Consider the following 21,072-nt stretch of genomic DNA (forward strand, 5'->3'; position numbering starts at 1 on the left):
ATCCCCCGACGTCAATCAACTGCCGGAATCCAGTTCCATTCCTGTATCTCCGGCAGGTCCTCACCGTGCGTGCGGATCCAGTCCCGATGGCGATCGTGGGCGCAAGTCATCTCAGCGCGCAGCATATCCGCGGCCGGGCCGCGAAGTCCGGGGATCACATCGATCGTGTCGATCACCAGCTGAAAGCGATCCATCTTGTTCAGCACCAGCATGTCGAAAGGCGTGGTTGTCGAGCCCTCCTCCAGGTAACCACGTACGTGCATGTGCCGATGGTTGCGTCGACGGTAGGTCAACCGATGAATCAACGACGGGTAACCGTGATAGGCAAAGATCACCGGCCGATCGGTGGTGAACAACGTGTCGTACTCCGCGTCCGTCATGCCGTGCGAATGCTGCGAATTCGACTGCAGCCGGAACAGATCGACCACGTTGACGACGCGAATCTTGAGCTCCGGCAGATGTTTCCGCAGTATCGATACCGCGGCCAGTACCTCGGTGGTGGGAACATCGCCAGCACAACCCAGCACAACATCAGGTACAGAACCCGCGTCGGTGCTGGCCCACTCGAAGATATCCGCGCCTCGTGCACAATGCACCGCGGCCTGCTCGGCGGTGAGCCACACCGGTGCGTCGTTCTTCCCCGCGACGATCACGTTGATGTAGTCCCGGCTGGCGAGGCAGTGCGCCGCGACCGACAGCAAGGTGTTGGCATCCGGCGGCAAGTAGATGCGGGCGATCTCGGCGCGCTTGTTGGCGACATGGTCGATGAAGCCCGGATCCTGGTGCGAGAAGCCGTTGTGGTCTTGGCGCCACACGTGCGACGTGAGCAAGTAGTTCAGGGATGCGATCGGTGCGCGCCACGGGAGCTCGCGACTTACCTTGAGCCACTTGGCATGCTGGTTCACCATCGAGTCAACGACATGCGCGAAGGCCTCGTAGCTGTTGAGCAGGCCATGGCGCCCTGTCAGCAGATAGCCTTCCAACCAGCCCTGGCACATGTGCTCCGACAAGACTTCGAGCACGCGTCCGTCGCGAGCCAGGTGTTCGTCGCTCGGCACAACCGCTGCGTTCCACTGCTTGTCGCTGACGTCGTACACGGCATCGAGCCGATTCGACGCGGTCTCGTCTGGTCCGAACAGTCTGAAGTTGCGGTAGCAGGCGTTACGCGCCATGACTTCGCGCAGATAGTGCCCGAGCACCCGGGTCGGCTCGGCAGTGGTATCTCCCGGCATCACGGTGGACACGGCAAATTCCTTTGCGGCCGGCAGGTGCAACGGCGTGAGCAGGAGGCCGCCGTTGGCATTCGGGTTCAACCCCATCTGGTAATCGGACGTCGGAACATTGTCGGCCACCAGCGCTGTCGGGCAACCCATCTCATCGAACAACTCGTCGGGCCGATAAGAAGAGAGCCAATCGACGAACTGCCGGCGGTGTTCCGGTTCAGTCCGGATGTCGGCGATGGGCACCTGGTGGGCGCGCCACGTGCCCTCCACCGGTAAACCGTCTACCCATTGCGGTCCGGTCCAACCTTTGGGTGTCCGCAACACGATCATGGGCCACTGGGGTCGTGGTGACGGCGAGGAGGCTGTCCGCGCAACGTTCTGGATCTCGCTCACCAGGGCTACCGCCCGGTCGAGTGCTGCGGCCATGTCCTGGTGCAGCAGGTGTGGGTCGTCACCGCTGACGTAAATCGGGTGGTGCCCGTATCCGCGTAACAAGCTATCGAGTTCGGCGTCCGTGATCCTGGCCAATACCGTTGGGTTGGCGATCTTGTATCCGTTGAGATGCAGGATGGGCAGCACCGTACCGTCGGTGACGGGGTTGATGAACTTGTTGGAATGCCAACTGGCCGCGAGCGGTCCTGTCTCGGCTTCACCGTCACCGATGACGCATGCCACCAACAGATTCGGGTTGTCGAGTACTGCACCGTAGGCGTGCGCCAACGAATAGCCCAGCTCGCCGCCCTCGTGGATCGACCCAGGCACCTCGGGTGCGACATGGCTGGGAACGCCACCCGGAAAAGAGAATTCGCGGAATAGCGTCGCCATGCCGTGAGCGTCGCGGGTGATATCGGGACGAGTCCGGCTGTAGCTGCCCTCCAGCCACGCGTTCGCGAACAATGCGGGCCCGCCGTGTCCCGGCCCGATGACATACATCGCATCGAGATTGTGGTCGATGATCGCGCGATTCAAGTGCGCGTAGATGAAGTTCAGTCCTGGTGCGGTTCCCCAGTGGCCCAACGGACGGGGCTTGATGTGTTGGCGCTCCAGCGGTGTTCGCAGCAGCGGGTTGTCCATCAAATAGATCTGGCCCGCGGTGAGATAGTTGGCGGCCCGCCAGTACGCGTCGACCGATCGCAACCGAGGCTCCGCCAAGGGCTCTCTGACAGCACGAGTTGTGCTGGTCATCGGGTGGACTCGCGAGAATGCGGCCGAACGACGAGCACCGGGCAGTTCGCATGGTGGATCAACCGGTGACTGGTGGCGCCGAGGAACAATCCGGTTACATCGCCGTGCCCATGGCTCCCGGCGACGACCAATTGTGCGTGCTGGGCGTGGCTCAGCAGCACCTGCGCCGGGTTGCCGAGTGCCGTGATGCGACGGACGACGACGTCGGGGAATTTCTCCTGCCAGCCCGCCAGCCGCTCCGCCAGAAGCATCTCCTGCTGTTCCTCGCGAGCTCGGCCGGTGAGGTCATTCCATGGCGGTTCGACGTAGTAGAAATAGGCCGGCATGTAGCTCCAGACCAGCACAGCGACCAGTTCTGCGCCGCGCATCGAGGCTTCCTCGAATGCCCACGCGATAGCGTCTTCGCTATCCGGTGCGCCGCTGATTCCCACCACGACGGTGCCCGTCACCGGCACCCCGGGTGCACGAACCACAACGACCGGGCTGTGCCCGTGCGCGGTCAACGCCACCGACACCGAGCCGGCGAGCAGCCCCATGAACGCATTGAGGCCCGTTGAGCCCACGACGGTCAGGAACGCATCCTTGGACAGGTCGGCCAATACCCGGGCCGGCCGACCAGCCACTCGGGTCAGGGTCACCTCCAGGTCAGGGTCCAGAACCTGGACGTGATCCAGCGCTTCGTCAAGGAAGCGCTGGCCCGTGGTTTCGAGGTATTTGAAGAAACTCTCCGAGGCGCCGGGGTTGAATCCCATCGCAAAACTCTCGAAGTCGACGGCGTGCGCCAACCGGAGCGGAAGGTTGCGCAGCTGAGCTTCATTGACGGCCCAGGTGAGTGCCAGCAGCGACGAACTCGATCCGTCGATGCCGACCAAAATATGAGGGCGGGAAGCTAATTCAGTCACAGTTTCCTCCGAGAACATTGCCGGTCCGATGTTCACGACGCTACGAGCGCCGGCAACGTGCTGCTATGGCCGAAAGTCACTCGTTGGCCCGCCACAGGCATCGCGCAACGGGTGGCCCCCAGCGGTGACTCATGTGGCCGGCCAAAAGGCCTTTGTGCCCTCGCCCCGACCACATACCCCGCGTGAGGATTCACAGACACGCCTTTCCACACTTAGAGGGAGCTCATGGAGCCGGCAGACCGCGCCGCAGGTCCCCAGCTGACCATCGGCCGGCCGAGCCGGAAACGACACGGCAGCAGGTCGCGCTCACCGAATAGTACTTATCCTGTTTCGCAGCATGTTTGGTCACTGATCAGCGGCACGCACGGCGATCCACTGGCTCCGTTCGCAATGGCTGCCGGCCGGCGCCTGTGGTTCAGCCCCGATGGCACCGCTGCCCTGTCCTACCGGGTGCTGGGCGGGTACGCCGTCGTCGCGGGCGATCCGATCGGAAATCCCGACCTGTACGCCGGGCTTGTCAGCAGCTTCGCCGAAATGTGCCGAACACACCGCTGGCACGTCGCAGTGCTCGGCGTATCAGAGCCACGATTGGCGTTGTGGCACAACGCCCCAAGGATCCTTCCACATCTGGCCACGGTGCCGATCGGCCGTGACGTCGTTATCGACGTCAACACATTCAGCCTCGCCGGCCGGCGCAAACGTAATCTTCGCCAAGCTGTCCAACGCACCCACAACGCCGGCATGACAACGCAGGTCGTGGCGGAGAACGAGGTCGACGACCAGCTGCGCACGGAGTTGCGCGGCGTGATGCTCGACTCGGGCAAATCCGTTGACAGAGAACGCGGATTCTGCATGATGCTGGGCGGCACGCTATCGGGTCGCTATCCGGGGGTATGGCTCATCATCGCCCGCGACGGCAACGGCCGAATACAGGGCTTCCATCGCTATGCCAGCGCCGGCGGAGGCACCGACGTCAGCCTGGACCTGCCATGGCGGCGTAGGGATGCCGCGAACGGCACGGACGAACGACTCAGCGTCGACATGATCCAATGGACGAAAGAGCGTGGAGGGCAACGCGTCTCGCTCGCTTTCGCGCCATTTCCTGAGTTGTTCTCCGAAGGTACCGGCCATGGATTGTCCCGCCAATCCCTCCGGGCGCTGGCTCATATCGGCGATCGCTTCATCAAACTCGAGTCGCTGTACCGATATGTCCGCAAGTTCGACGCGATGAGCCAGGAGCGTTATGTCCTCTTCCCAGCCCTGCATTTCGGACACGCGCTGGCTGTTCTGACCGCCCTCGAGTTTGCCCCACATCACCGCTCGCCGACCATGTCGACGGCGGCCGGAACACCGAACTCCGTCATTTCCAACCGCCATCGGAACACGGAACAAACAGACAGGGAGACAACATGATCGAATTCCATAGCGGTGACTCGGTCGTCGTTGGGATCGACGGTTCGACGGCCGCCGTATACGCCGCTCATTGGGCAGTGGACGAAGCCATCTCCCGGGACGTACCAGTGCGCCTGGTGAGCTGCGTTCAGCAGTCAGCAGGGTCGGACCGCATGGTCATGGAATACGCCCGGACCTGCCTGCGAGCAGCGCATGCAGCCATCGAGACAACTGCTACGCAAGTAAAGATCGAGACTGCCGCGGTGGTCGGCGACCCGACCGTTGCGTTGATCGGGGAATCCCGCGATGCCGCACTGGTGTGCGTCGGTTCGGTCGGAATCGGGCGTTTTGCAAAGGCGCTACTGGGCTCGACAGCCGCAGGAGTTGCCGAGGGTGCGTCCTGCCCCGTCGCAGTCATCCGTAGTTACTCACCACGGCGACGGACTCCTGACGGGGCGATCGTGGTGGAGTTGAACGACTGGGACGAAAACCACGATGTCTTCGCCGCGGCAGTTGCCGAAGCGCAACTGCGCGCGCGGCCGATTATTGCGGTCGGAGTGTGCCCGCCCGAGACGGGTGTAACGGCGTGGCAGGAGCTGCGGCGCCGCACTTCGGTCTGGCGCGAGCTCTATCCCGACGTGGAGATCGCCGCCGCACCTGTCACGACCAGCGTCGTCCACTACCTGCACAATACGTCCGAACCAATCAGCCTCGTTGTGGTCGGCGCCCACAGCGCTCGGGAACTTCCGGCCATCATCGGCTCGCATGCCGACACCAACCGCGACAATCCATCTGTCCTCATCGCGCGTGCGTGAACGTGCATGAAGACGACTGACCACTGCCCGCGGCCGGGCAGTGGTCAGTAGGTCGGTGCGATGTCAGCTGCTCGACTCGCGGGCATGGGGCCGGGCAACGAGTACGGGGCAACCCGCATGCTGAATCAAGCGGTGACTCGTCGATCCGAGGAACCATCCCGCGACATTCCCATGCCCCCGGGTCCCGGTGACAACCAACTGGGCGCGCTGGGCATAGTCCAACAACACGTGCCCCGGGTGACCGGCGGCCACCACCCGACGGACGACCACGTCCGGGAACTTCTCCTGCCACCCGGCCAAGCGCTCCGCCAACAGCATTGCCTGCTGATCCTCACGAGCCGGGCCCGGCAGCTCTTCCCATGTCGGTTCGACGTAATCGAAATAAGCTGGTACATAACTCGATACGAGAACGGCCAGAAGATTTGCGCCACGCAGCGAGGCCTCCTCGAAGGCCCAGCCGATCGCGTCCTCACTGTCCGGCGCACCGCTCACTCCGACTACGACCGGACCGCCGGCATGTGCGCCGGGAGAGCGAACCACGACAACAGGGCTGTGCCCGTGTGCGGTCAGCGTCAAGGCCACCGACCCGGCGAGCAGCCCCGTGAGTCCGTTGAGCCCAGTGGAGCCGACAACGGTGAGAATTGCGTCCTTGGACTGTTCCAGCAGCACGTCCGCGGGGCGACCCGTCACGTTGTGTAGCGAAACCTCGACGTCAAGATCCATGGCCTGAACGTCTGCCCTGGCTTCGTCGAGGAATTTCTGCCCCGCCGCCTCCACATATTTGAAGAAGCTCTCCGAGGCACCCGGATTGAATCCCATCACAAAATTGCCGTAGTCGACGGCATGGACCAATCGCAGCGGCAGGTTGCGTCCCTGCGCCTCGTGGACGGCCCACGTCAACGCGTCAAGCGATGACCTCGAACCGTCGATGCCGACCAAAATGCAAGGGCGAGGAGATAATTCGGTCATGTTGTCCGCTCCAGACGAAGGTGCATGTATCTGACACCTGCAACGGTACGAGCGCAGACCACGCCGTGCTACGGCCGAAAGTCACTCACTGATCCCGACGAGGTCGGCTGATTACCCGGCGTCACCGACTTCATCGAGTCGCTCGCTCACCCGGGCCAGCGCCTCGTCGAACACCTCAACCTTCTCCCCGCGCTTTTCGCTGGCCGGCTGCGCGGCGCCGCGGCCACCTTCTGCCTCCACCCGGGCCGCGCCCTGACGCCGCAACAGACTGAAGTTCTTCTCGCGCGCTTGCCTGAGCTTGGTCCGCAGTTCCTTCAGCGATTTCGCGTCCATGCGGGCCAACGCCTCGGGATTGCTCTCGGCGATCAGCGAATTTTCCTGTGGGGTGAGGTTCACGTGGTTGCTCATCATTGATTCATAGCCCCCGGCGGCGACACGCGCTCGTCGAATCAAGGCACTACTTGCCAATCGCCGAATGCGGCACGATTCTTGGTGTCATGTCCGCAACCACCGAGGCGCCGCCGGTTGGCGCCTTGCCACTCGCGCCGAAGAATCCGCTGCCCTGGCGGCAGCTGCTGAACACACGGCAATTGCACACCGGACTGGTATTGCTGAGCGAAGTCGGCGGGCCGGTGAGCCGCATCGCCCCGGTACCGAAGTCGGTCGCGCCGCCCATCGTGCTGGTCACCTCGCCCAGCGGCATCCGGGACGTGTTGGGCCGCGCAGACAATCTCGCCGACCGTTCGACGATCCACGAAGAAGTGCGCAACGTGGTCGGCGAGAACCTCTTCGTCCTGCCCAACAGCGCCTGGCCGCCACGCCGACGCGCCTTGCAGCCGGTTTTCACCAGACAGCACGTCGACCGCTTCGGCGGACATATGACACAGGCCGCGCAGACCAGTGCCGACCGTTGGCGCGACGCCCGCGACGTCGACCTCGACACCGAGTGCCGCCAGCTCGCCATGCGGTCGCTCGGCTACTCCATTCTCGGCCTCGACATCAACGAACACAGCAACACCATCGCCGAGAACATGCACGTGGCCTCGCGCTACACGGCCGACCGCGCCCTGCGACCGATCAAGGCACCGAAGTGGCTGCCCACGCCGGGACGCCGTCGCGCGCGAGCCGCGGTGGCCCGGATGCGCCAGATGACCATGGAGGTCCTGCGGGACTGCCGCGCGAATCCCAACCGCGACGCACCGCTGGTCAAGGCGCTGCTCGCCGCCGCCGACCCCGAAACCGGCCACAAGCTGTCCGATGACGACATCTGCAACGACCTGCTGATTTTCATGCTGGCCGGCCACGACACGACAGCGACGACACTGACGTACGCCCTGTGGCAGCTCGGGCACAACCCCGAGATGCAGGACCGGGTGGCCGCCGAAGTCGCCGCGATCGGTGATCGGGAGCTGACGCCCGACGACGTGCCGCGGCTCACGTACACCGCCCAGGTGCTCAACGAGTCGCTGCGACTGTGCCCGCCGGCGGCCGGTGTCGGCCGGACGGCGACGCAGGACATCGTCGTCGACGGCTACCGCGTGGAAGCCGGCAGCATCGTCGCCATCGGGATCAGCGCCGTGCACCGGGACCCGACATTGTGGGACCACCCGCTGGCCTTCAACCCCGACCGTTTCAGCCCGGAGAACTCCAAGATCCGCGACCGCTGGCAGTTCATCCCGTTCGCCGCGGGCCCGCGCTCGTGCATCGGTGAGCACTTCGCGATGCTGGTGACGACGCTCGCGCTGGCCACCATCGTCCGGTCGAACCGCATCGAGTCGATGGCGGACGACTTCCCACTGGAGTCGCCGTACACGACGGTGGCAAAGGGCCCCATCCCGGTTCGGGTCGACGCGCGAGTGTGACTCTGGCGGTGGCTCGCATGCGGCGGCTGCTCTTCTGGCGTTACCTACTGATCTGGCAGAAGCCCGCTATCTAGCCGCGCGATGCCAGTTTGTCCAGCACGTCCAGGACCTCGCGACACCAGTCGACCCAGGCTTGTTCGGTACGCAACCCGGCCTTCAACACGAGGTGGCGCAGCACGTCGGCGTCGGCGACCGGGGCCGCGAAATCACGTGCGTCGATTTCGCGGTAGTTGGCCAAGGTCGCTTCATGCGAAGCCAGGTGATGGGCGATCACCGCACGCACGGCCCCCGCCTCGCCCAGTGCGGCCGCAGCACGCACACGCACCGCGATGGACATCCGCTCCGGCGCGGGATCATCGATCCCGCAAAGCCATTCACTGAGCGCCTGCCGTCCGGCCGGAGTGATGCTGAACCGCTTGGGCTGGCCACGCTCGGGGCGATCGGGAGTCAAGGCCTCGGCGAGGCCGGAGTTCTTGAGCTTGTCGAGTTCGCGATAGATCTGCTGGTGGGTCGCCGCCCAGAAATAGCCGAATGCCCGATCGAACCGGCGAGTGAGTTCAATACCGGTCGATGCCCGCTCCGTGAGCGCGGTCAATATGGCGAATTGCAGCGACATGGCGTGATCGTAGGTCCAGTGCGGTTTCCACCGCCGGAACGCAGCGGGCTTGCGCGGTTCTCCGTGCCAGGTCGTCGCCCGAGCCGTGATTATGCCACTAGTTGCATAATCGCAGTCGCGAAGCTAAAGTCCTGCCCAACCACGGTTTCCGATTCGAAGGGCCATCACCACAATGGGTCTGCCTCCCGTCCTCGCACAGCGCCTGTCCTTGCCGGTGGTCGCATCGCCGATGTTCCTGTGTTCGGGACCTGCATTGGTGAAGGCGGAATGCCAGGCGGGTGTCATCGGATCCTTCCCGGCACTCAATGCCCGACCCTCCAGCCTGCTCAGCGATTGGCTGGATGAAATCGAGGAGTCGAACGCCGCCTACGCGCTCGCCAATCCCGACGCCATCGTCGCGCCGTTCGCGGTCAATCAGATCGTGCACCGCTCCAACGACCGCCTCGAACACGACATGAATGTGATCGTCGAGCACAAGGTCCCGATCGTGATCACCTCGCTCGGCGCACGGCCCGAGATCAACGACGCCGTGCATTCCTATGGCGGCATCGTCCTGCACGACATCATCAACAACGAGTTCGCACACAAGGCCATCGACAAGGGCGCCGACGGCCTCATCGCCGTTGCGGCCGGTGCCGGCGGCCACGCCGGTACCCAGTCACCTTTCGCACTGGTTCGCGAGATCCGCGAGTGGTTCGACGGTCCACTGCTGTTGTCGGGCGCCATCGCCCACGGCCGGTCCGTACTCGCCGCATTGGCTGCCGGCGCCGACTTCGCTTATGTCGGTTCGGCTTTCCTGTCCACCGATGAAGCGAACGCGGTGCCCGAGTACAAGCAGATGATCGTCGACTCCACCGCGTCCGAGATCGTCTACAGCAATCTGTTCACCGGCGTGCACGGCAACTATCTCCGCGGCAGCATCGTCGCCCAGGGTCTTGATCCAGACAACCTGCCCGAATCCGACGCCTCGGCAATGAATTTCGGCTCTGGCGGCAATACGGATGCCAAAGCCTGGAAGGACATCTGGGGCGCCGGTCAGGGCGTCGGCAGTATCAAGGAGCGTCTCACCGTGGCGCAGCTGGTCGAGACCCTGAAGACGCAGTACGTCGAGGCCCGAGAAGACTTGCTGAGCCGAGTGCTCGACGACGACATGCTGCAGCCGGTGCGCTAGCGCTCAGCGCGTCTCGTAGACCACCGCGCCGTCGTACACGGTCGCGGCCACCAGCGAGGCATCGAGGGCGGCGAGGGCATCTCGCGGCGGGACCGTCAAGACACACAAATCTGCCGCCATCCCGACCGTAAGCTCCCGCGGCACGTCGGGCTGCTGGGGTGATCCCAGGAACATGCCCAATGCTGTTGCCGCGTCGATACTTTCGCCGGTCCCGAGCACTCGTCCCGTAGGAGTACTGCGGTGCACCGCAGCGCGCATCGCCGCCCACGGGTCGGCGTCCCCGAACGGCATGTCGGTAGACAACGCGACAGGTATCTGCGCGTCGCACAGCGAGGCCACCCGCCACAGCTGGCAGTGTTCCTCTGCCGGCACGTCGGTGAAGTACTGGTCACCGCGCTCGGCAACGAAGTTCGGTTGGGTCACCACCAGGACGCCGAGTTCGCGCAGATCGGCCAGGCAGTCGTCGGGAATGACGGCGCCGTGCTCGATCCGGTCGCCCGGCCGCGTCCCCGCTTGCCGCAGCGCACTGATCGCGACAACGAGCTGCATGGCGGTAACGCAGTGCAGCGCAACGATTCCGCCCAGTCGATGCCGGGCGGTGATCCAGTCGGTCAGCGCATCGAGGTCCAGGTCGTCATCGTGCAGGATGCGTTTGGCCGGGGCCAGCACGTCAACGCGCTGGCGCAGTTCGCCGTGTCGACGGGCCTCGCCGAAGTCCATCACGTCCGTGGCGGTCAGATCAGGCGTCGCGTCGGTGACACCGGTGACGCCGAACGATGAGAGTCGTCCGCTGATCTCACCCAGCCCGGCGTCCCGCCGTTGCAGCGAATGCGACCAGCTCGGGTCGGCGCTGCGCAGCCGGCCGTCGGGATGCTCAGACAGGCCGACCGCCGCCAGCCCCGCGGAGTTCAGGGTCCACAGCACCCCGCTGCGGTGCTGGACGCGCACCGGCACCTTGGGTGAAACCTGATCGAGCACCGCACGATCCAGCGAACCGGCGACCGCCTCGTGATAGCCGACCGCCCGAATCCAGCCGTCCTCGCCGACCTTGGCGTGCCCCAATACCGCGCGCAAGGCGTCACGACTGCGCACCTCGCCGGGACCCACCCGCACTGACGCCAATGCTGCTGCCGCCGAACGTAAGTGGACGTGATGGTCATGTAGGCCCGGGATGACGGTGCCACCAGCGGCGTCCATGACGTCCTCACCCTGGATTGGTTCGAGACCGGCCGCAATGGCCTCGATCCGCCGGCCCAGACGGATGTCCACCGTGCGGCCGTCGAGCAGCACGGCCCGTTGAATCAGCATGCCGCCGCTGCCCTTTCCCGCACCATTTCCCGCACCGCCGCATTGTCGGCACCCAGCTCGCCGGCCCGCGACGACAGCACTGGCATCGCCGGTTCCGCCACCGCACCAACTCTGTCACTGCTGGTGAGCGGTAGCGCCGCATACTCGGCGGCGACCGAGGCGAGCGCGATCTCGATGACCTCACCGCCACCACGGTGCAGCGACTGCCCCACCGCCAGCGCGGCATGCATGCCCGTCAGCGGATCGGCAATGGCGTCGCCACAGAACACCGGCCCGGCACCGGCTGGATCGCGGCCGACGAGGCCGCCCGATACCGCGGCATCGTCACCGAAACCGACCCAGTGAGCGCATTCCCCGTCGGCGCCGTGACCGGTGATCCGCAGCCACACCCTGCCGTCCCGCGCCGGGACATCCGCCGGCCCCAGGCCCCGATGCACCAGCGCATCCGGACGTGACGACTCGATGACCACATCGGCCACCGACAGCAGCTGGCGCAAGTCGTCAGGCTGGCCGAAATCGGTGGCGTAACAGAACTTTCCGGTATTCATCCAATCGAAGAATCGACGCTCTCCCTGCCGCGTACCGTCCGGCCGCGTCGGGCTCTCCACCTTGACCACCGTGGCACCGGTCCGGGCCAGCAGTTGCCCACACAACGGCCCCGCCCACATCGACGACAGGTCCACCACCAGCAGTCCGGCATAGTCGCCGAACGGATTTCGGCCGCCACATCGACGCACCACCGGTGCAGCTGCCGCGGTCTCCCCCAATACCCCGACCGGCAAGCCCAGCAGGCGGGCGCGTTCCGCGACGTCGCCGACCTGGCGACGACCGGCCCACTCGGTGATCGCCGACCACCGATGGTCGATCGCCACCTCGGATTCCAGCATCGCCGGCACCGCATCGACGTCATCGGGCCGTGCCAGAGTCAGGGCGAACCAGCCGTCCCGGCCGGCGATCAGCCGCGTCGCTCCACCGGCACTGATCCGGCCCTGGCGGCGTAGCCCTGACAGCGCGGCTCGCCCCGCGAGGAGTTCGGCGGCATCGACCGTGATCCCGAAAAGAGCAGACAACGCGGATGCGACAGCCCGCGCCTGGTGCAACACCGCGGCGCGGCTGACATCCGGTGGGCCGTCCGGCATCCCGGTCAGCGCGGCCAGCCCGCTGGCCGCCCAGTCCCGCACCATCGCGCCTGCCCCGTCATTCATGCCGAGACAACATCAACGAGGCCCCAGGTCTGTGCCGTCGCCGCATCGATCGTCACCCCGGACAGCACCAAATAGGCTGTGCGCCAACGGCCTATCCGCCGCGTGATGCTCACCGTGCCACCCGCACCGGGGATCAGCCCCAACGCCAACTCCGGCAGTCCGAGCGTGGCATCGGGATGACAGGTCACCTGCCCGCAGAACGCGGCCATCTCCAACCCGCTACCGAGCACTTGTCCATGCACCACGGCCTGGCACGCCGTGCCCAACCGACGAGTGATCTCGTCGAGCACCAGAGCCGGGCTGAAGCGCGTGCGGGCCAGGTGCGCCGAGGCCGGGTCATCGAAGGTCCCGAACTCGGCCAGATCGCCTCCGCTACAAAAAGACGGCCCGTTCCCGGTGAGCACCAGCGCGGTGACCGAGCTATCCAGGCGGGCCACCTCCAGCGCCTCCAGCAGCGCCGCCCGCGCATCCGTGGAGAACGCGTTGTGGCGCTGGGGCCGGTTGAACGCCACATGCACCGTGTCGCCGTCCCGGCGCGCCACCACCGGATCCGGTAGCAGCGGAGCAGTTTTCGGGCCGCGTTCGGCCAACCAGCGGGCAAATTCACGGCCGGACTGCAAGGTCGAGTACGCCAGCGATTCGGTGATCACCCCGCTGAACGTTGAGCCAGCCGGATCGAAAGCACGCAGCACGTCGTCACACACCGCCGCGGCCTGCGGCCAAGACACCACGCGCTCGGTGATCTGCGCCAGCGCCTCCGCGGCGTCTGGCACCTGCACGGTCCTCGGATCCGCACATGGCCGGTCGACCAGCGTGAAAGTCGCCTCCTGCAACCAGAACTCTGCGTCGGCACCGGCCGGATCCCCGACCCCGATCACCAGCCCACCGGCACCCGGCGCATCGGCGAGGTCGACGACCCGCATTGCATCAGGCAACGGACACCGGGCCCTGAACCTCAAAGTGGGTCACCGGCACGTCCTCGCCTCCTGCGGATGTCGACACCTGGATCATGCCATTCCGCCGGCGGCGTGACCTCTAGTCGAGCTTGACCCGCACCGTGACCCGGCCCTTGTCGTCACGCGTGGCGACGGCATGCCCAGCGCGGTCGGCGCCGCGGAAATTGAGCAGCATGATGGGCCCGCCATCACCGAGAAAATTGCGCCACCAGCTCTTGGAGTCCGGTGTCATCACCCTGATGACGACCTCATCACCGGACAACCGGTAGTTCACGGGAGTCTGAAAGCTGCGCCCCGATTTGCGACCCGTGTACCGGATCTCGACCAGGCTGCGGCCGACGATGCCACTGAGAACGGGCACTGTGGTCAGACCCACCGCCGCCTTGTTGAGGGCGCGGGTGACCGGGTTGTCGAAAAAAGTGCTGGACATGATCGCCAGGCTAGCGCCGGGTGCAGACTTCGGGATGAACACGCGACCATCCGCGGGAGGCATGCCTACGAATCACATGGTAGGAAACGGCGCTTTCGGGAAATGTTCTGACAGAGGGTTCCGCCACCGAGTGGTTCGCGCAGCCAGCGTGAACCCGTAGCCGAGGAGAGTCTGTGCCCGACAAGAATGAATCCGCACCGTCGCTGCGGGTACTGGTCACCGGCGCCACCGGATATATCGGCGGGCGGTTGGTCCCACGCGTCATCGAAGCCGGTCACCGAGTCCGTGTGATGGCGCGCAATCCGGACAAGATCAGTGACGTGCCCTGGGCTGCCGACGTGGAGGTGGTGCAAGCCGACCTCACCGATGCGGACACGCTCGGCGAAGCCTGCCGCGACATCGACGTCATCTACTACCTCGTGCACTCGATGGGCAACCAAGGCGAATTCACCGAAGCCGAACGGCGGAGCGCAGAAAATCTCGCTGCCGCGGCGCGCAGCGCCAACGTCAAACGCATCGTGTACCTGAGCGGACTGCACACGGCATCTGACCGGCTGTCTACCCACCTACGTTCGCGCAGCCAGGTCGGAGACATCCTGATCAAATCAGCTGTCCCGACTATCGTGCTGCAGGCCGGTGTGGTCATCGGTTCCGGTTCGGCCTCCTTCGAGATGGTCCGCCACCTGACCAACCGGCTACCGGTCATGACGACGCCGCGCTGGGTCAACAACCGCATACAGCCCATCGCCATCCGCGACGTCCTCTACTACCTGCTGGCCGCCGCCACCGCCGAGCTGCCGCGCTCACGCACCTACGACATCGGCGGGCCCGATGTCCTGCGCTACGGCGAAATGATGCAGATCTACGCCGACGTCGCGGGACTGGCCAAGCGCAGAATCCTGGTCCTGCCTGTTCTCACGCCCAAACTCGCCGGATTGTGGATTGGGCTGGTAACGCCGGTGCCACCTCAGATCGGCCGCGCTCTGATCGAATCGCTGAGCACCGACGCGGTGGTCGCCGAGCACGATATCGATGCCGTGATCCCGCCCCCTCCTGGCGGTACCACCGGATACCGCGAAGCGGTCAGACTGGCACTGCGCCGCATCAAAGACGGCGAAGTGGAAACCACCTGGGCGAACGCCTCGCCGACCGGCGCCCCCGCCGACCCGCTCCCATCCGATCCGAGCTGGGCCGGCGACGCCATCTATACCGACGATCGCAGCATCGACTGCGACGCCGCCATCGACCAGGTGTGGCAGGTCGTCGAAGGTATCGGCGGCGAACGCGGTTGGTACTCCTTTCCGCTCGCCTGGATGGTCCGCGGCTGGCTGGACGTGCTGACCGGGGGTGTCGGCCTGGCGCGCGGCCGCCGCAATCCGAACACCCTCTATACCGGTGACGCCCTCGATTTCTGGCGCGTCGAGCGCATCGAGCGGCCGCATCTGCTGCGCCTGCGCGCCGAGATGCGTGCCCCCGGCAAAGCCTGGCTGCAATGGGAACTCCAAGCCCGCGGGAAAACCACCAGACTCCATCAGCGAGCCATTTTCTTTCCCAAAGGCCTTGCCGGACGGCTGTATTGGTACGCCCTGATGCCGTTTCACGGCATCATCTTCACGGGCATGATCAAAAATATCGCGGCGGAAGCGCAGAAGGAACGGACCCGGACCGCCCAGCGCCTGCCGCTAAGTCAGGCTGCGCCGGTTGATCCACCAGATATGCGTTGACAGTACGGTCGCGAAAGCGCACCAGACGGGATACGCGACCAAGGGCGCCGCCCGCTGTTGCCGTACCGCGAGTGCGCGGCGCGTCAGGTCGGCACTACTGACGGTCAGCGCCGCAGCAGTCAGTGCAGCCGGTCCGAGCCGACGACGGTTGAAGAAGATCCACGACCAGCTGGCGTTGAGTCCCAAATTGATCGCGAGTGCAGCGCCGAAACGGCGGGCGGCACCCGTGTCGCCCTTATCGGCCAGGCTATCGAGCGTGTCGGCGGACACGACGGCGATATCGGCATATAGCAGCGGCCACACGATGGGGAACGCCTGCCGCGGCGGCTGATAGTTCGGCTTGCGCAAGCGCGCGTACCACGGTGAGGCAACGGCAGGGCCCGATGCCGCCCCGCCCGCAATGGCAGTGACAAGTACAGCGGCGGCAGTGGCGCCAATGGTTTTCGGGTTCATCGTCTGTGGCTCCTGTGCGGTCGGTTGCGGTCAGTTCTCAACGGGAATCGCGATCTCGTTACGGCGTCGGCACGGCAGGGTCCACGGCGGGTCGTAGAACCAGGCCGAAGGGTCGCCGTCGGCGGCGAACCCGTAGTCGCGGAGCGTGTCGCGCAGCGCAGCGGTGTGCCGGGCGATGCTGTCAGCGCCACGATCACCGGTGAAGCGCAACACCGCGACGGTTTCCGCCGGAACCTCCACCAGCTCCACGCGCTCGTCATCGGGTACCGGCAACGACTCCAGCGTCGATCCTGCCGGCATGTAGAACCGGATGACCCAACCCCGATCCTGACTGCCTTGCTGCCCTACCGGCGCCGTCATCGCGATCTTCCGACTGGTATCGGTGTACTGCTGCTGGCCGACGGGGGCCGTCATCGCGATTCGATCGCCCTGGTGGTTGGCACCAAAAATATATGCGGCCAATCTGCAGAATCCCGCACTGCGCGCGGCCTCCTCATCTCCGTCCACCGTGGTTTGTGCCGCTATTCGTCGCCCGTAGCGGCGAATCTGCACTCCACCGGCCAACACCTCCGCGACGTAGGGTGGCTCCTCGATCCCGCTCCGAATCCCTACCGTCGCCGTGACCGGTCCCAACAATTGCGTAGTGAACGTTCGCATCTGATCCAGCACATCGCGCTCCTTCCCGTTCTACTGGGCCGTCAAAAGTGGTTCGGCGCCGAAGCCCTTGCGGATGGCTCGAATCCCAGCGGTTCGCATGCCCGCCTATAGCGGCGTGGCCGAGGAGTGGACAGTTGTCCGCAGGTGTACACCCCCTCCCGTACGGTGTGTCTGTGAGTTTCACTATCGACAGGTCAGTAGAGATCGACGCACCGGCCGACGTGGTCTGGCAGGTGCTCACCGACGGGGCCAGCTACGGCGAGTGGAATCCGTTCGTCACCGAGTGCTCGTCGACGTTCGAGCCCGGCAGCCCGATCGACATGAAGGTGGTGCTGATCGGCCCGCCGAAGAAGCAGCGCGAATTCATCAACACCTTCACCCCAGGTGTCGAGTTCAGCTACAACATGAAGCCCGCCCCACTGGGACTGCTGCGCAGCGAACGCTCGCACCGCCTGACCCCGTTGCCGGACGGCCGCACCCGCTACGACTCGCACTTCCAGTTGTTCGGCCCGGTGTCGCCGATCGTCGCCGGCATCATGGGCCGCGCACTGAAGAAGGGCTTCGGCGGCATGACCGACGGCGTCAAGAAGCGGGCCGAAGCCCTCCGTTAGGCGGGCGTCGCACGGGCAGCGGCGCGCGTGCCGGTCAGAAGGCGATCGATATGTCAGTGCCAAGTCGGGCCGGCTGCCGCGGGAGAGCACCGCGTCGAGGTTCACGGCGACGGACCAATGACGGGCTCCTGAGTGACTTTCGGCAGTAGGAGACGAGCGTTGACCCGAATAGCGTTGGGGCGTCTAGAACTACCAAATAGGAAAGTTGACATGACCAACACTGTCGAGAAGACCACCACCGAATCACCGGCAACCGAACTCACTGACGAAATCCGCGAATCAGCGAAGGCCGGACAGCATGATGCGGGCCAGGCCTTGCGCAAGTTCCGCCACGCCGTCGACGAGGCGATTCCCGAGTCGGTTCAGCCCCTGCGCGAAAAACTGGTCGAGGCCGCTCTGGAACTGGCCGACGATCTGGTCACCGCCCAGTACAAGTTCCATCGCAGCCTGCTCAACACCGCCGACCGAGCCCTCACCAAGTCCGACGGCGAAAATAAGTAGCAGATGAGATAGGCCCGGCGGTCGCGCTGGGCCTATCTTGTCGTTCGCCGACAGTTTCTTTGCACCTAGCCAGCCCTCGCCTCATTGGTACGTGCCGAAATAGCAAGCTTCCGACTCTGTGCTACACCAGGATTCGCGATCCCGGTGCGGCTGCGGGAACTTCCGCGCGCTGCGATATCAAAGTGGCCTTCCCAGAACTGGATTCGCCGCGGAGGTGACCAAAGGCACTTGTAGTCGCAGGTCGGGTCAGGAACATTATTGCTGTCCGTTTGCTCGATGGATCGTCGAGAGTTGCTCGCCGAGTGGTTTGCCTACAGGCGTCTACGGTGTGAACGCCAGGTCGTCATAGCGCAGACTGCTCGATGGGGATACAGTTCGCCCGGCGAGGAGGGCAACTCGCACGGCGGCCTCGTCGCGTCCGTCAGCCGATCCCCAGGAGGGCTGCCATGTCGATCGTGCCGAAGGCACAAACCCCGGTGCTACCCGAGACACTGACCGCCACGCAGGTCGCGGCGGCTCCGGTTGATGAGGTCCTGGGTTGGCTGGACAGTTCCGCGCTGGGGTTGTCCAGCACGGAGGTGTCGACGCGGCTGGCGCGTTACGGTCCGAATGCCGTTCGGACCCATCATGTCAACGCGCTCGCGGTCCTCGGGCGTCAGTTGCGCAACGCGGTGCTGATCTTGTTGGCGGGCACCGCCGTCGTCTCGTATTTCCTCGGGGACAGCCTGCAAGCGATGATCATCGGAATCATCCTGGCCGCCAGTATCGGTCTGGGCTTCATCAACGAGTACCGCGCCGAGCGGGCCGCCGCCGCCCTGCACTCGGGGGTGCGCCACACCGCATTCGCCTGCCGCGACGGAGCTTTCGCCGCGATCGATGTCACCCAACTCGTTCCCGGTGACGTGATCCGGTTGTCGTTGGGCGAGGCCGTGCCTGCGGACCTGCGCTTGATCGAGGTGACCGGTCTGGAATGCAACGAGAGCATCTTGACCGGGGAATCGACAGGCTCGGAGAAGTCGCCCCAACCGGTGCCTGCCGATGCCGAGCTGGCCGAATCCACCGATCTGGCGTTCATGGGCACGATTGTCAGCGCCGGCGAAGGGATCGGGGTGGTGTATGCCACCGGCCGAAATGCTGAGTTCGGGCGTATCGCGGCCGGCCTGGGTGAGCGGCAGCCAGAGACCGACTTTCAGGTCGGCCTGCGGAGGTTCTCATATCTGCTGCTGCAAGTCGCGATCGCGCTGACGGTGCTGATCTTGGTCAGCAACCTGCTGCTGCGCAAACCGGTGATCGATTCGGTGCTGTTCTCTCTGGCGATCGCGGTCGGCATCACGCCGCAGTTGCTGCCCGCGGTGGTCAGCGCCAGCCTCGCGACCGGGTCACAACAATTGGCCAAAGCCAAGGTGCTGGTCAAACGCTTGGTGTGTATTGAAGACCTCGGCGACATCGATATCCTGATCACCGACAAGACCGGCACGCTGACCGATGGCCGGATCAGCTTGGTCGACGCAGTCAGCCCCGCCGGTGCGCACAGCGACTCAGTCCTGCGTCTTGGGCTGCTGGCCACCGATGTCGACCCGGCGTCGGTCGGGGTCAGCGCGAACGCGTTGGACGCCGCCCTGTGGGAATCCCCCAAGGCGAAGGACCTGGTCGGCACCGGGGTACAACGTGTCGCGAGCGTGCCGTTCGACCACATCCGCCGCGCCACCTCGGTGCTGGTCGACGACAACGGGAAACGCATATTGGTCCTCAAGGGTGCGCCTGAACAAGTGCTGGCCCGATGCCAGATGACCCCGCAGGACACGCAGAACACCCTGGATGCGTTGTTCGCCGCCGGCCGCCGGGTGGTTGCGGTGGCCGCCAAACCGGCAACCGAGCTGACCACCATCACAGCTGACGACGAGTCCGATCTGATGCTGGCCGGCTTCGTCGTCTTCGCCGACGAACCCAAAGCCGCCGCGCGTCAGTCTCTGACTCAGCTGGCTGCCCTGGGCATCGAGCTGAAGATCGCCACCGGCGACAACCCCCGCGTTGCCGAAAAAGTCTGCACGGAACTGGGTTTGGCGTCCAAGGGCACCATCACCGGTGCACAGCTCGAGGCCCTGGGCGTCGACGAGTTCACCGCCGCGGCGAAGAACAACACCATCTTCGCCCGCATCTCCCCGGAGCAGAAGGCGCAGCTGATCAGGTCGGCGCGGCAAGCCGGGCGATCGGTCGGCTTCCTCGGTGACGGTGTCAACGACGCACTGGCCTTGCACGCCGCCGATGTGGGGATCTCGGTGGAAAGCGCCACCGACGTCGCCAAGGACGCCGCCGATGTAGTGCTGCTGGAAAAGGACCTCGGCGTGTTGGCCACCGGCGTGGCCGAGGGCAGGCGAATCTTCGCCAACACCATCAAGTACGTGCTGATGGGCACGTCGAGCAATTTCGGCAACATGTTCAGCGCGGCCGCCGCCTCGGCGTTACTGCCATTCCTGCCGATGCTGCCCAGCCAGATCCTGCTGAATAATCTGCTCTACGACAGCTCGCAGCTCGCGATCCCCACCGACCGCGTCGACGAGGACCAACTGCAGGCACCGTCACACTGGAACATCGCTTTCATCCGACGGTTCATGTTGATTTTCGGCCCGATCAGTTCGCTATTCGACTTCCTGACCTTCGGTCTGATGTTGGGCGTGTTGCATGCCGGCGCCACCGAGTTCCGTACCGGCTGGTTCGTGGAATCGCTTGCCACCCAAACGTTGATCATTTTCGCGATCCGTACCCGAAGGGTGCCGTTCTTCCGCAGCCGAGCCAGCGTGCCGTTGACCATCACCAGTCTCACGGTGGTTGCGCTCGGCGTGTTGATCACGATTTCGCCGCTGGCGCACCCGCTCGGCTTCACGGCGCTGCCGCTGCAGTTCTTCGGCGCGCTGGTCGGGTTCGTCGTCGTCTACCTGCTCCTCGTCGAATTCACCAAGAAGTGGTTCTACGCCGAGCAAATCCGCGAGGCCGGCCGGCCGCAACGCACCCGCGGCCGCGAACATCGCATTCATCGGCGTGCCGCACGGTTCAGTCACGCCAGCGCCATCGCCCGACGCACCTGAACGATC

The 21,072-nt window shown here is 65.0% G+C and carries 19 protein-coding genes; 8 read left to right on the top strand and 11 right to left on the bottom strand.

Going from position 1 to position 21,072, the window contains the following annotated elements:
• Positions 1-11 precede the first annotated feature (11 nt).
• Positions 12-2,408 (bottom strand): phosphoketolase family protein, encoded by a 2,397-nt coding sequence (locus tag ACX12F_RS15965; protein WP_459365522.1) that lies wholly within the window; start codon positions 2,406-2,408, stop codon positions 12-14.
• Positions 2,405-3,310: a universal stress protein gene (locus tag ACX12F_RS15970; protein ID WP_459365523.1), complete on the bottom strand. Its 906-nt coding sequence runs from the start codon at positions 3,308-3,310 to the stop codon at positions 2,405-2,407. Before ACX12F_RS15970 ends, ACX12F_RS15965 begins: the two co-directional genes overlap by 4 nt.
• Before the next feature lie 390 nt (positions 3,311-3,700).
• Between ACX12F_RS15970 and ACX12F_RS15975 the strand changes: the two genes are divergently transcribed.
• On the top strand, positions 3,701-4,723 hold the full coding sequence (locus ACX12F_RS15975) for an MprF family protein (protein ID WP_459365524.1): 1,023 nt from the start codon (positions 3,701-3,703) through the stop codon (positions 4,721-4,723).
• A complete protein-coding gene (locus ACX12F_RS15980) occupies positions 4,720-5,517 on the top strand; it encodes a universal stress protein (protein ID WP_459365525.1) in 798 nt (265 codons plus the stop codon). The genes ACX12F_RS15975 and ACX12F_RS15980 overlap by 4 nt, the downstream gene beginning before the upstream one ends.
• 63 nt (positions 5,518-5,580) lie before the next feature.
• Here the strand turns inward: ACX12F_RS15980 and ACX12F_RS15985 are convergent, their stop codons facing one another.
• Entirely contained in the window at positions 5,581-6,486 is a 906-nt protein-coding gene (locus tag ACX12F_RS15985) for a universal stress protein (RefSeq protein ID WP_459365526.1), read from the bottom strand.
• 111 nt (positions 6,487-6,597) lie between these two features.
• Complete coding sequence (locus tag ACX12F_RS15990; protein ID WP_459365527.1) at positions 6,598-6,894, bottom strand: hypothetical protein; 297 nt, start codon at positions 6,892-6,894, stop codon at positions 6,598-6,600.
• Positions 6,895-6,983: 89 nt separating this feature from the next.
• Here ACX12F_RS15990 and ACX12F_RS15995 point away from each other — a divergent pair, with 89 nt between their 5' ends.
• On the top strand, positions 6,984-8,348 hold the full coding sequence (locus ACX12F_RS15995; RefSeq protein WP_459365528.1) for a cytochrome P450: 1,365 nt from the start codon (positions 6,984-6,986) through the stop codon (positions 8,346-8,348).
• Between the two features lie 70 nt (positions 8,349-8,418).
• Here ACX12F_RS15995 and ACX12F_RS16000 read toward each other — a convergent pair whose 3' ends face one another.
• Positions 8,419-8,964 (bottom strand): PadR family transcriptional regulator, encoded by a 546-nt coding sequence (locus tag ACX12F_RS16000; RefSeq protein ID WP_459365529.1) that lies wholly within the window; start codon positions 8,962-8,964, stop codon positions 8,419-8,421.
• Between the two features lie 172 nt (positions 8,965-9,136).
• On the opposite strand from ACX12F_RS16000, the gene ACX12F_RS16005 reads away from it, so the two are divergent.
• Entirely contained in the window at positions 9,137-10,135 is a 999-nt protein-coding gene (locus tag ACX12F_RS16005; RefSeq protein WP_459365530.1) for an NAD(P)H-dependent flavin oxidoreductase, read from the top strand.
• 3 nt (positions 10,136-10,138) lie between these two features.
• Here the strand turns inward: ACX12F_RS16005 and ACX12F_RS16010 are convergent, their stop codons facing one another.
• The 4 genes from ACX12F_RS16010 to ACX12F_RS16025 all read right to left on the bottom strand — a co-directional run bounded on the left by ACX12F_RS16010 (position 10,139) and on the right by ACX12F_RS16025 (position 14,034).
• Positions 10,139-11,443 (bottom strand): amidohydrolase family protein, encoded by a 1,305-nt coding sequence (locus ACX12F_RS16010; RefSeq protein ID WP_459365531.1) that lies wholly within the window; start codon positions 11,441-11,443, stop codon positions 10,139-10,141.
• The gene (locus ACX12F_RS16015) at positions 11,437-12,648 is read right to left on the bottom strand and encodes a CoA transferase (protein ID WP_459365532.1); all 1,212 of its coding nucleotides are present in this window, start codon (positions 12,646-12,648) and stop codon (positions 11,437-11,439) included. The genes ACX12F_RS16010 and ACX12F_RS16015 overlap by 7 nt, the downstream gene beginning before the upstream one ends.
• Complete coding sequence (locus ACX12F_RS16020) at positions 12,645-13,571, bottom strand: enoyl-CoA hydratase/isomerase family protein (RefSeq protein WP_459365533.1); 927 nt, start codon at positions 13,569-13,571, stop codon at positions 12,645-12,647. Before ACX12F_RS16020 ends, ACX12F_RS16015 begins: the two co-directional genes overlap by 4 nt.
• Positions 13,572-13,683: 112 nt before the next feature.
• The gene (locus ACX12F_RS16025; protein WP_459365534.1) at positions 13,684-14,034 is read right to left on the bottom strand and encodes a hypothetical protein; all 351 of its coding nucleotides are present in this window, start codon (positions 14,032-14,034) and stop codon (positions 13,684-13,686) included.
• A gap of 173 nt (positions 14,035-14,207) precedes the next feature.
• Between ACX12F_RS16025 and ACX12F_RS16030 the strand changes: the two genes are divergently transcribed.
• Entirely contained in the window at positions 14,208-15,758 is a 1,551-nt protein-coding gene (locus ACX12F_RS16030) for an SDR family oxidoreductase (RefSeq protein ID WP_459365535.1), read from the top strand.
• On the opposite strand, the gene ACX12F_RS16035 is transcribed toward ACX12F_RS16030, so the two are convergent.
• The gene (locus ACX12F_RS16035) at positions 15,717-16,211 is read right to left on the bottom strand and encodes a TspO/MBR family protein (protein WP_459365536.1); all 495 of its coding nucleotides are present in this window, start codon (positions 16,209-16,211) and stop codon (positions 15,717-15,719) included. The genes ACX12F_RS16030 and ACX12F_RS16035 overlap by 42 nt on opposite strands.
• A gap of 30 nt (positions 16,212-16,241) precedes the next feature.
• Complete coding sequence (locus ACX12F_RS16040; protein ID WP_459365537.1) at positions 16,242-16,868, bottom strand: SOUL family heme-binding protein; 627 nt, start codon at positions 16,866-16,868, stop codon at positions 16,242-16,244.
• Between the two features lie 173 nt (positions 16,869-17,041).
• Here ACX12F_RS16040 and ACX12F_RS16045 point away from each other — a divergent pair, with 173 nt between their 5' ends.
• The 3 genes from ACX12F_RS16045 (at position 17,042) to mgtA (ending at position 21,066) form a co-directional block, all read left to right on the top strand.
• Positions 17,042-17,479 (top strand): SRPBCC family protein, encoded by a 438-nt coding sequence (locus tag ACX12F_RS16045; RefSeq protein ID WP_459365538.1) that lies wholly within the window; start codon positions 17,042-17,044, stop codon positions 17,477-17,479.
• A gap of 210 nt (positions 17,480-17,689) precedes the next feature.
• Entirely contained in the window at positions 17,690-17,980 is a 291-nt protein-coding gene (locus tag ACX12F_RS16050) for a hypothetical protein (RefSeq protein ID WP_459365539.1), read from the top strand.
• 446 nt (positions 17,981-18,426) lie between these two features.
• Positions 18,427-21,066: a magnesium-translocating P-type ATPase gene (gene mgtA / locus ACX12F_RS16055; RefSeq protein ID WP_459365540.1), complete on the top strand. Its 2,640-nt coding sequence runs from the start codon at positions 18,427-18,429 to the stop codon at positions 21,064-21,066.
• Positions 21,067-21,072 lie beyond the last annotated feature (6 nt).

It is taken from the genome of Mycolicibacterium sp. HS_4_1 (assembly GCF_054515875.1).

What these genes read in the sequence shown, in the direction of transcription:
- ACX12F_RS15965 (WP_459365522.1), bottom strand. Translation starts at nt 2,408, where the DNA reads ATGACCAGCACAACTCGTGCTGTCAGAGAGCCCTTGGCGGAGCCTCGG.
- ACX12F_RS15975 (WP_459365524.1), top strand. Translation starts at nt 3,701, where the DNA reads ATGGCTGCCGGCCGGCGCCTGTGGTTCAGCCCCGATGGCACCGCTGCC.
- ACX12F_RS15980 (WP_459365525.1), top strand. Translation starts at nt 4,720, where the DNA reads ATGATCGAATTCCATAGCGGTGACTCGGTCGTCGTTGGGATCGACGGT.
- ACX12F_RS15985 (WP_459365526.1), bottom strand. Translation starts at nt 6,486, where the DNA reads ATGACCGAATTATCTCCTCGCCCTTGCATTTTGGTCGGCATCGACGGT.
- ACX12F_RS15990 (WP_459365527.1), bottom strand. Translation starts at nt 6,894, where the DNA reads ATGAGCAACCACGTGAACCTCACCCCACAGGAAAATTCGCTGATCGCC.
- ACX12F_RS15995 (WP_459365528.1), top strand. Translation starts at nt 6,984, where the DNA reads ATGTCCGCAACCACCGAGGCGCCGCCGGTTGGCGCCTTGCCACTCGCG.
- ACX12F_RS16000 (WP_459365529.1), bottom strand. Translation starts at nt 8,964, where the DNA reads ATGTCGCTGCAATTCGCCATATTGACCGCGCTCACGGAGCGGGCATCG.
- ACX12F_RS16005 (WP_459365530.1), top strand. Translation starts at nt 9,137, where the DNA reads ATGGGTCTGCCTCCCGTCCTCGCACAGCGCCTGTCCTTGCCGGTGGTC.
- ACX12F_RS16010 (WP_459365531.1), bottom strand. Translation starts at nt 11,443, where the DNA reads ATGCTGATTCAACGGGCCGTGCTGCTCGACGGCCGCACGGTGGACATC.
- ACX12F_RS16015 (WP_459365532.1), bottom strand. Translation starts at nt 12,648, where the DNA reads ATGAATGACGGGGCAGGCGCGATGGTGCGGGACTGGGCGGCCAGCGGG.
- ACX12F_RS16020 (WP_459365533.1), bottom strand. Translation starts at nt 13,571, where the DNA reads ATGCGGGTCGTCGACCTCGCCGATGCGCCGGGTGCCGGTGGGCTGGTG.
- ACX12F_RS16025 (WP_459365534.1), bottom strand. Translation starts at nt 14,034, where the DNA reads ATGTCCAGCACTTTTTTCGACAACCCGGTCACCCGCGCCCTCAACAAG.
- ACX12F_RS16035 (WP_459365536.1), bottom strand. Translation starts at nt 16,211, where the DNA reads ATGAACCCGAAAACCATTGGCGCCACTGCCGCCGCTGTACTTGTCACT.
- ACX12F_RS16040 (WP_459365537.1), bottom strand. Translation starts at nt 16,868, where the DNA reads ATGCGAACGTTCACTACGCAATTGTTGGGACCGGTCACGGCGACGGTA.
- ACX12F_RS16050 (WP_459365539.1), top strand. Translation starts at nt 17,690, where the DNA reads ATGACCAACACTGTCGAGAAGACCACCACCGAATCACCGGCAACCGAA.
- mgtA (WP_459365540.1), top strand. Translation starts at nt 18,427, where the DNA reads ATGTCGATCGTGCCGAAGGCACAAACCCCGGTGCTACCCGAGACACTG.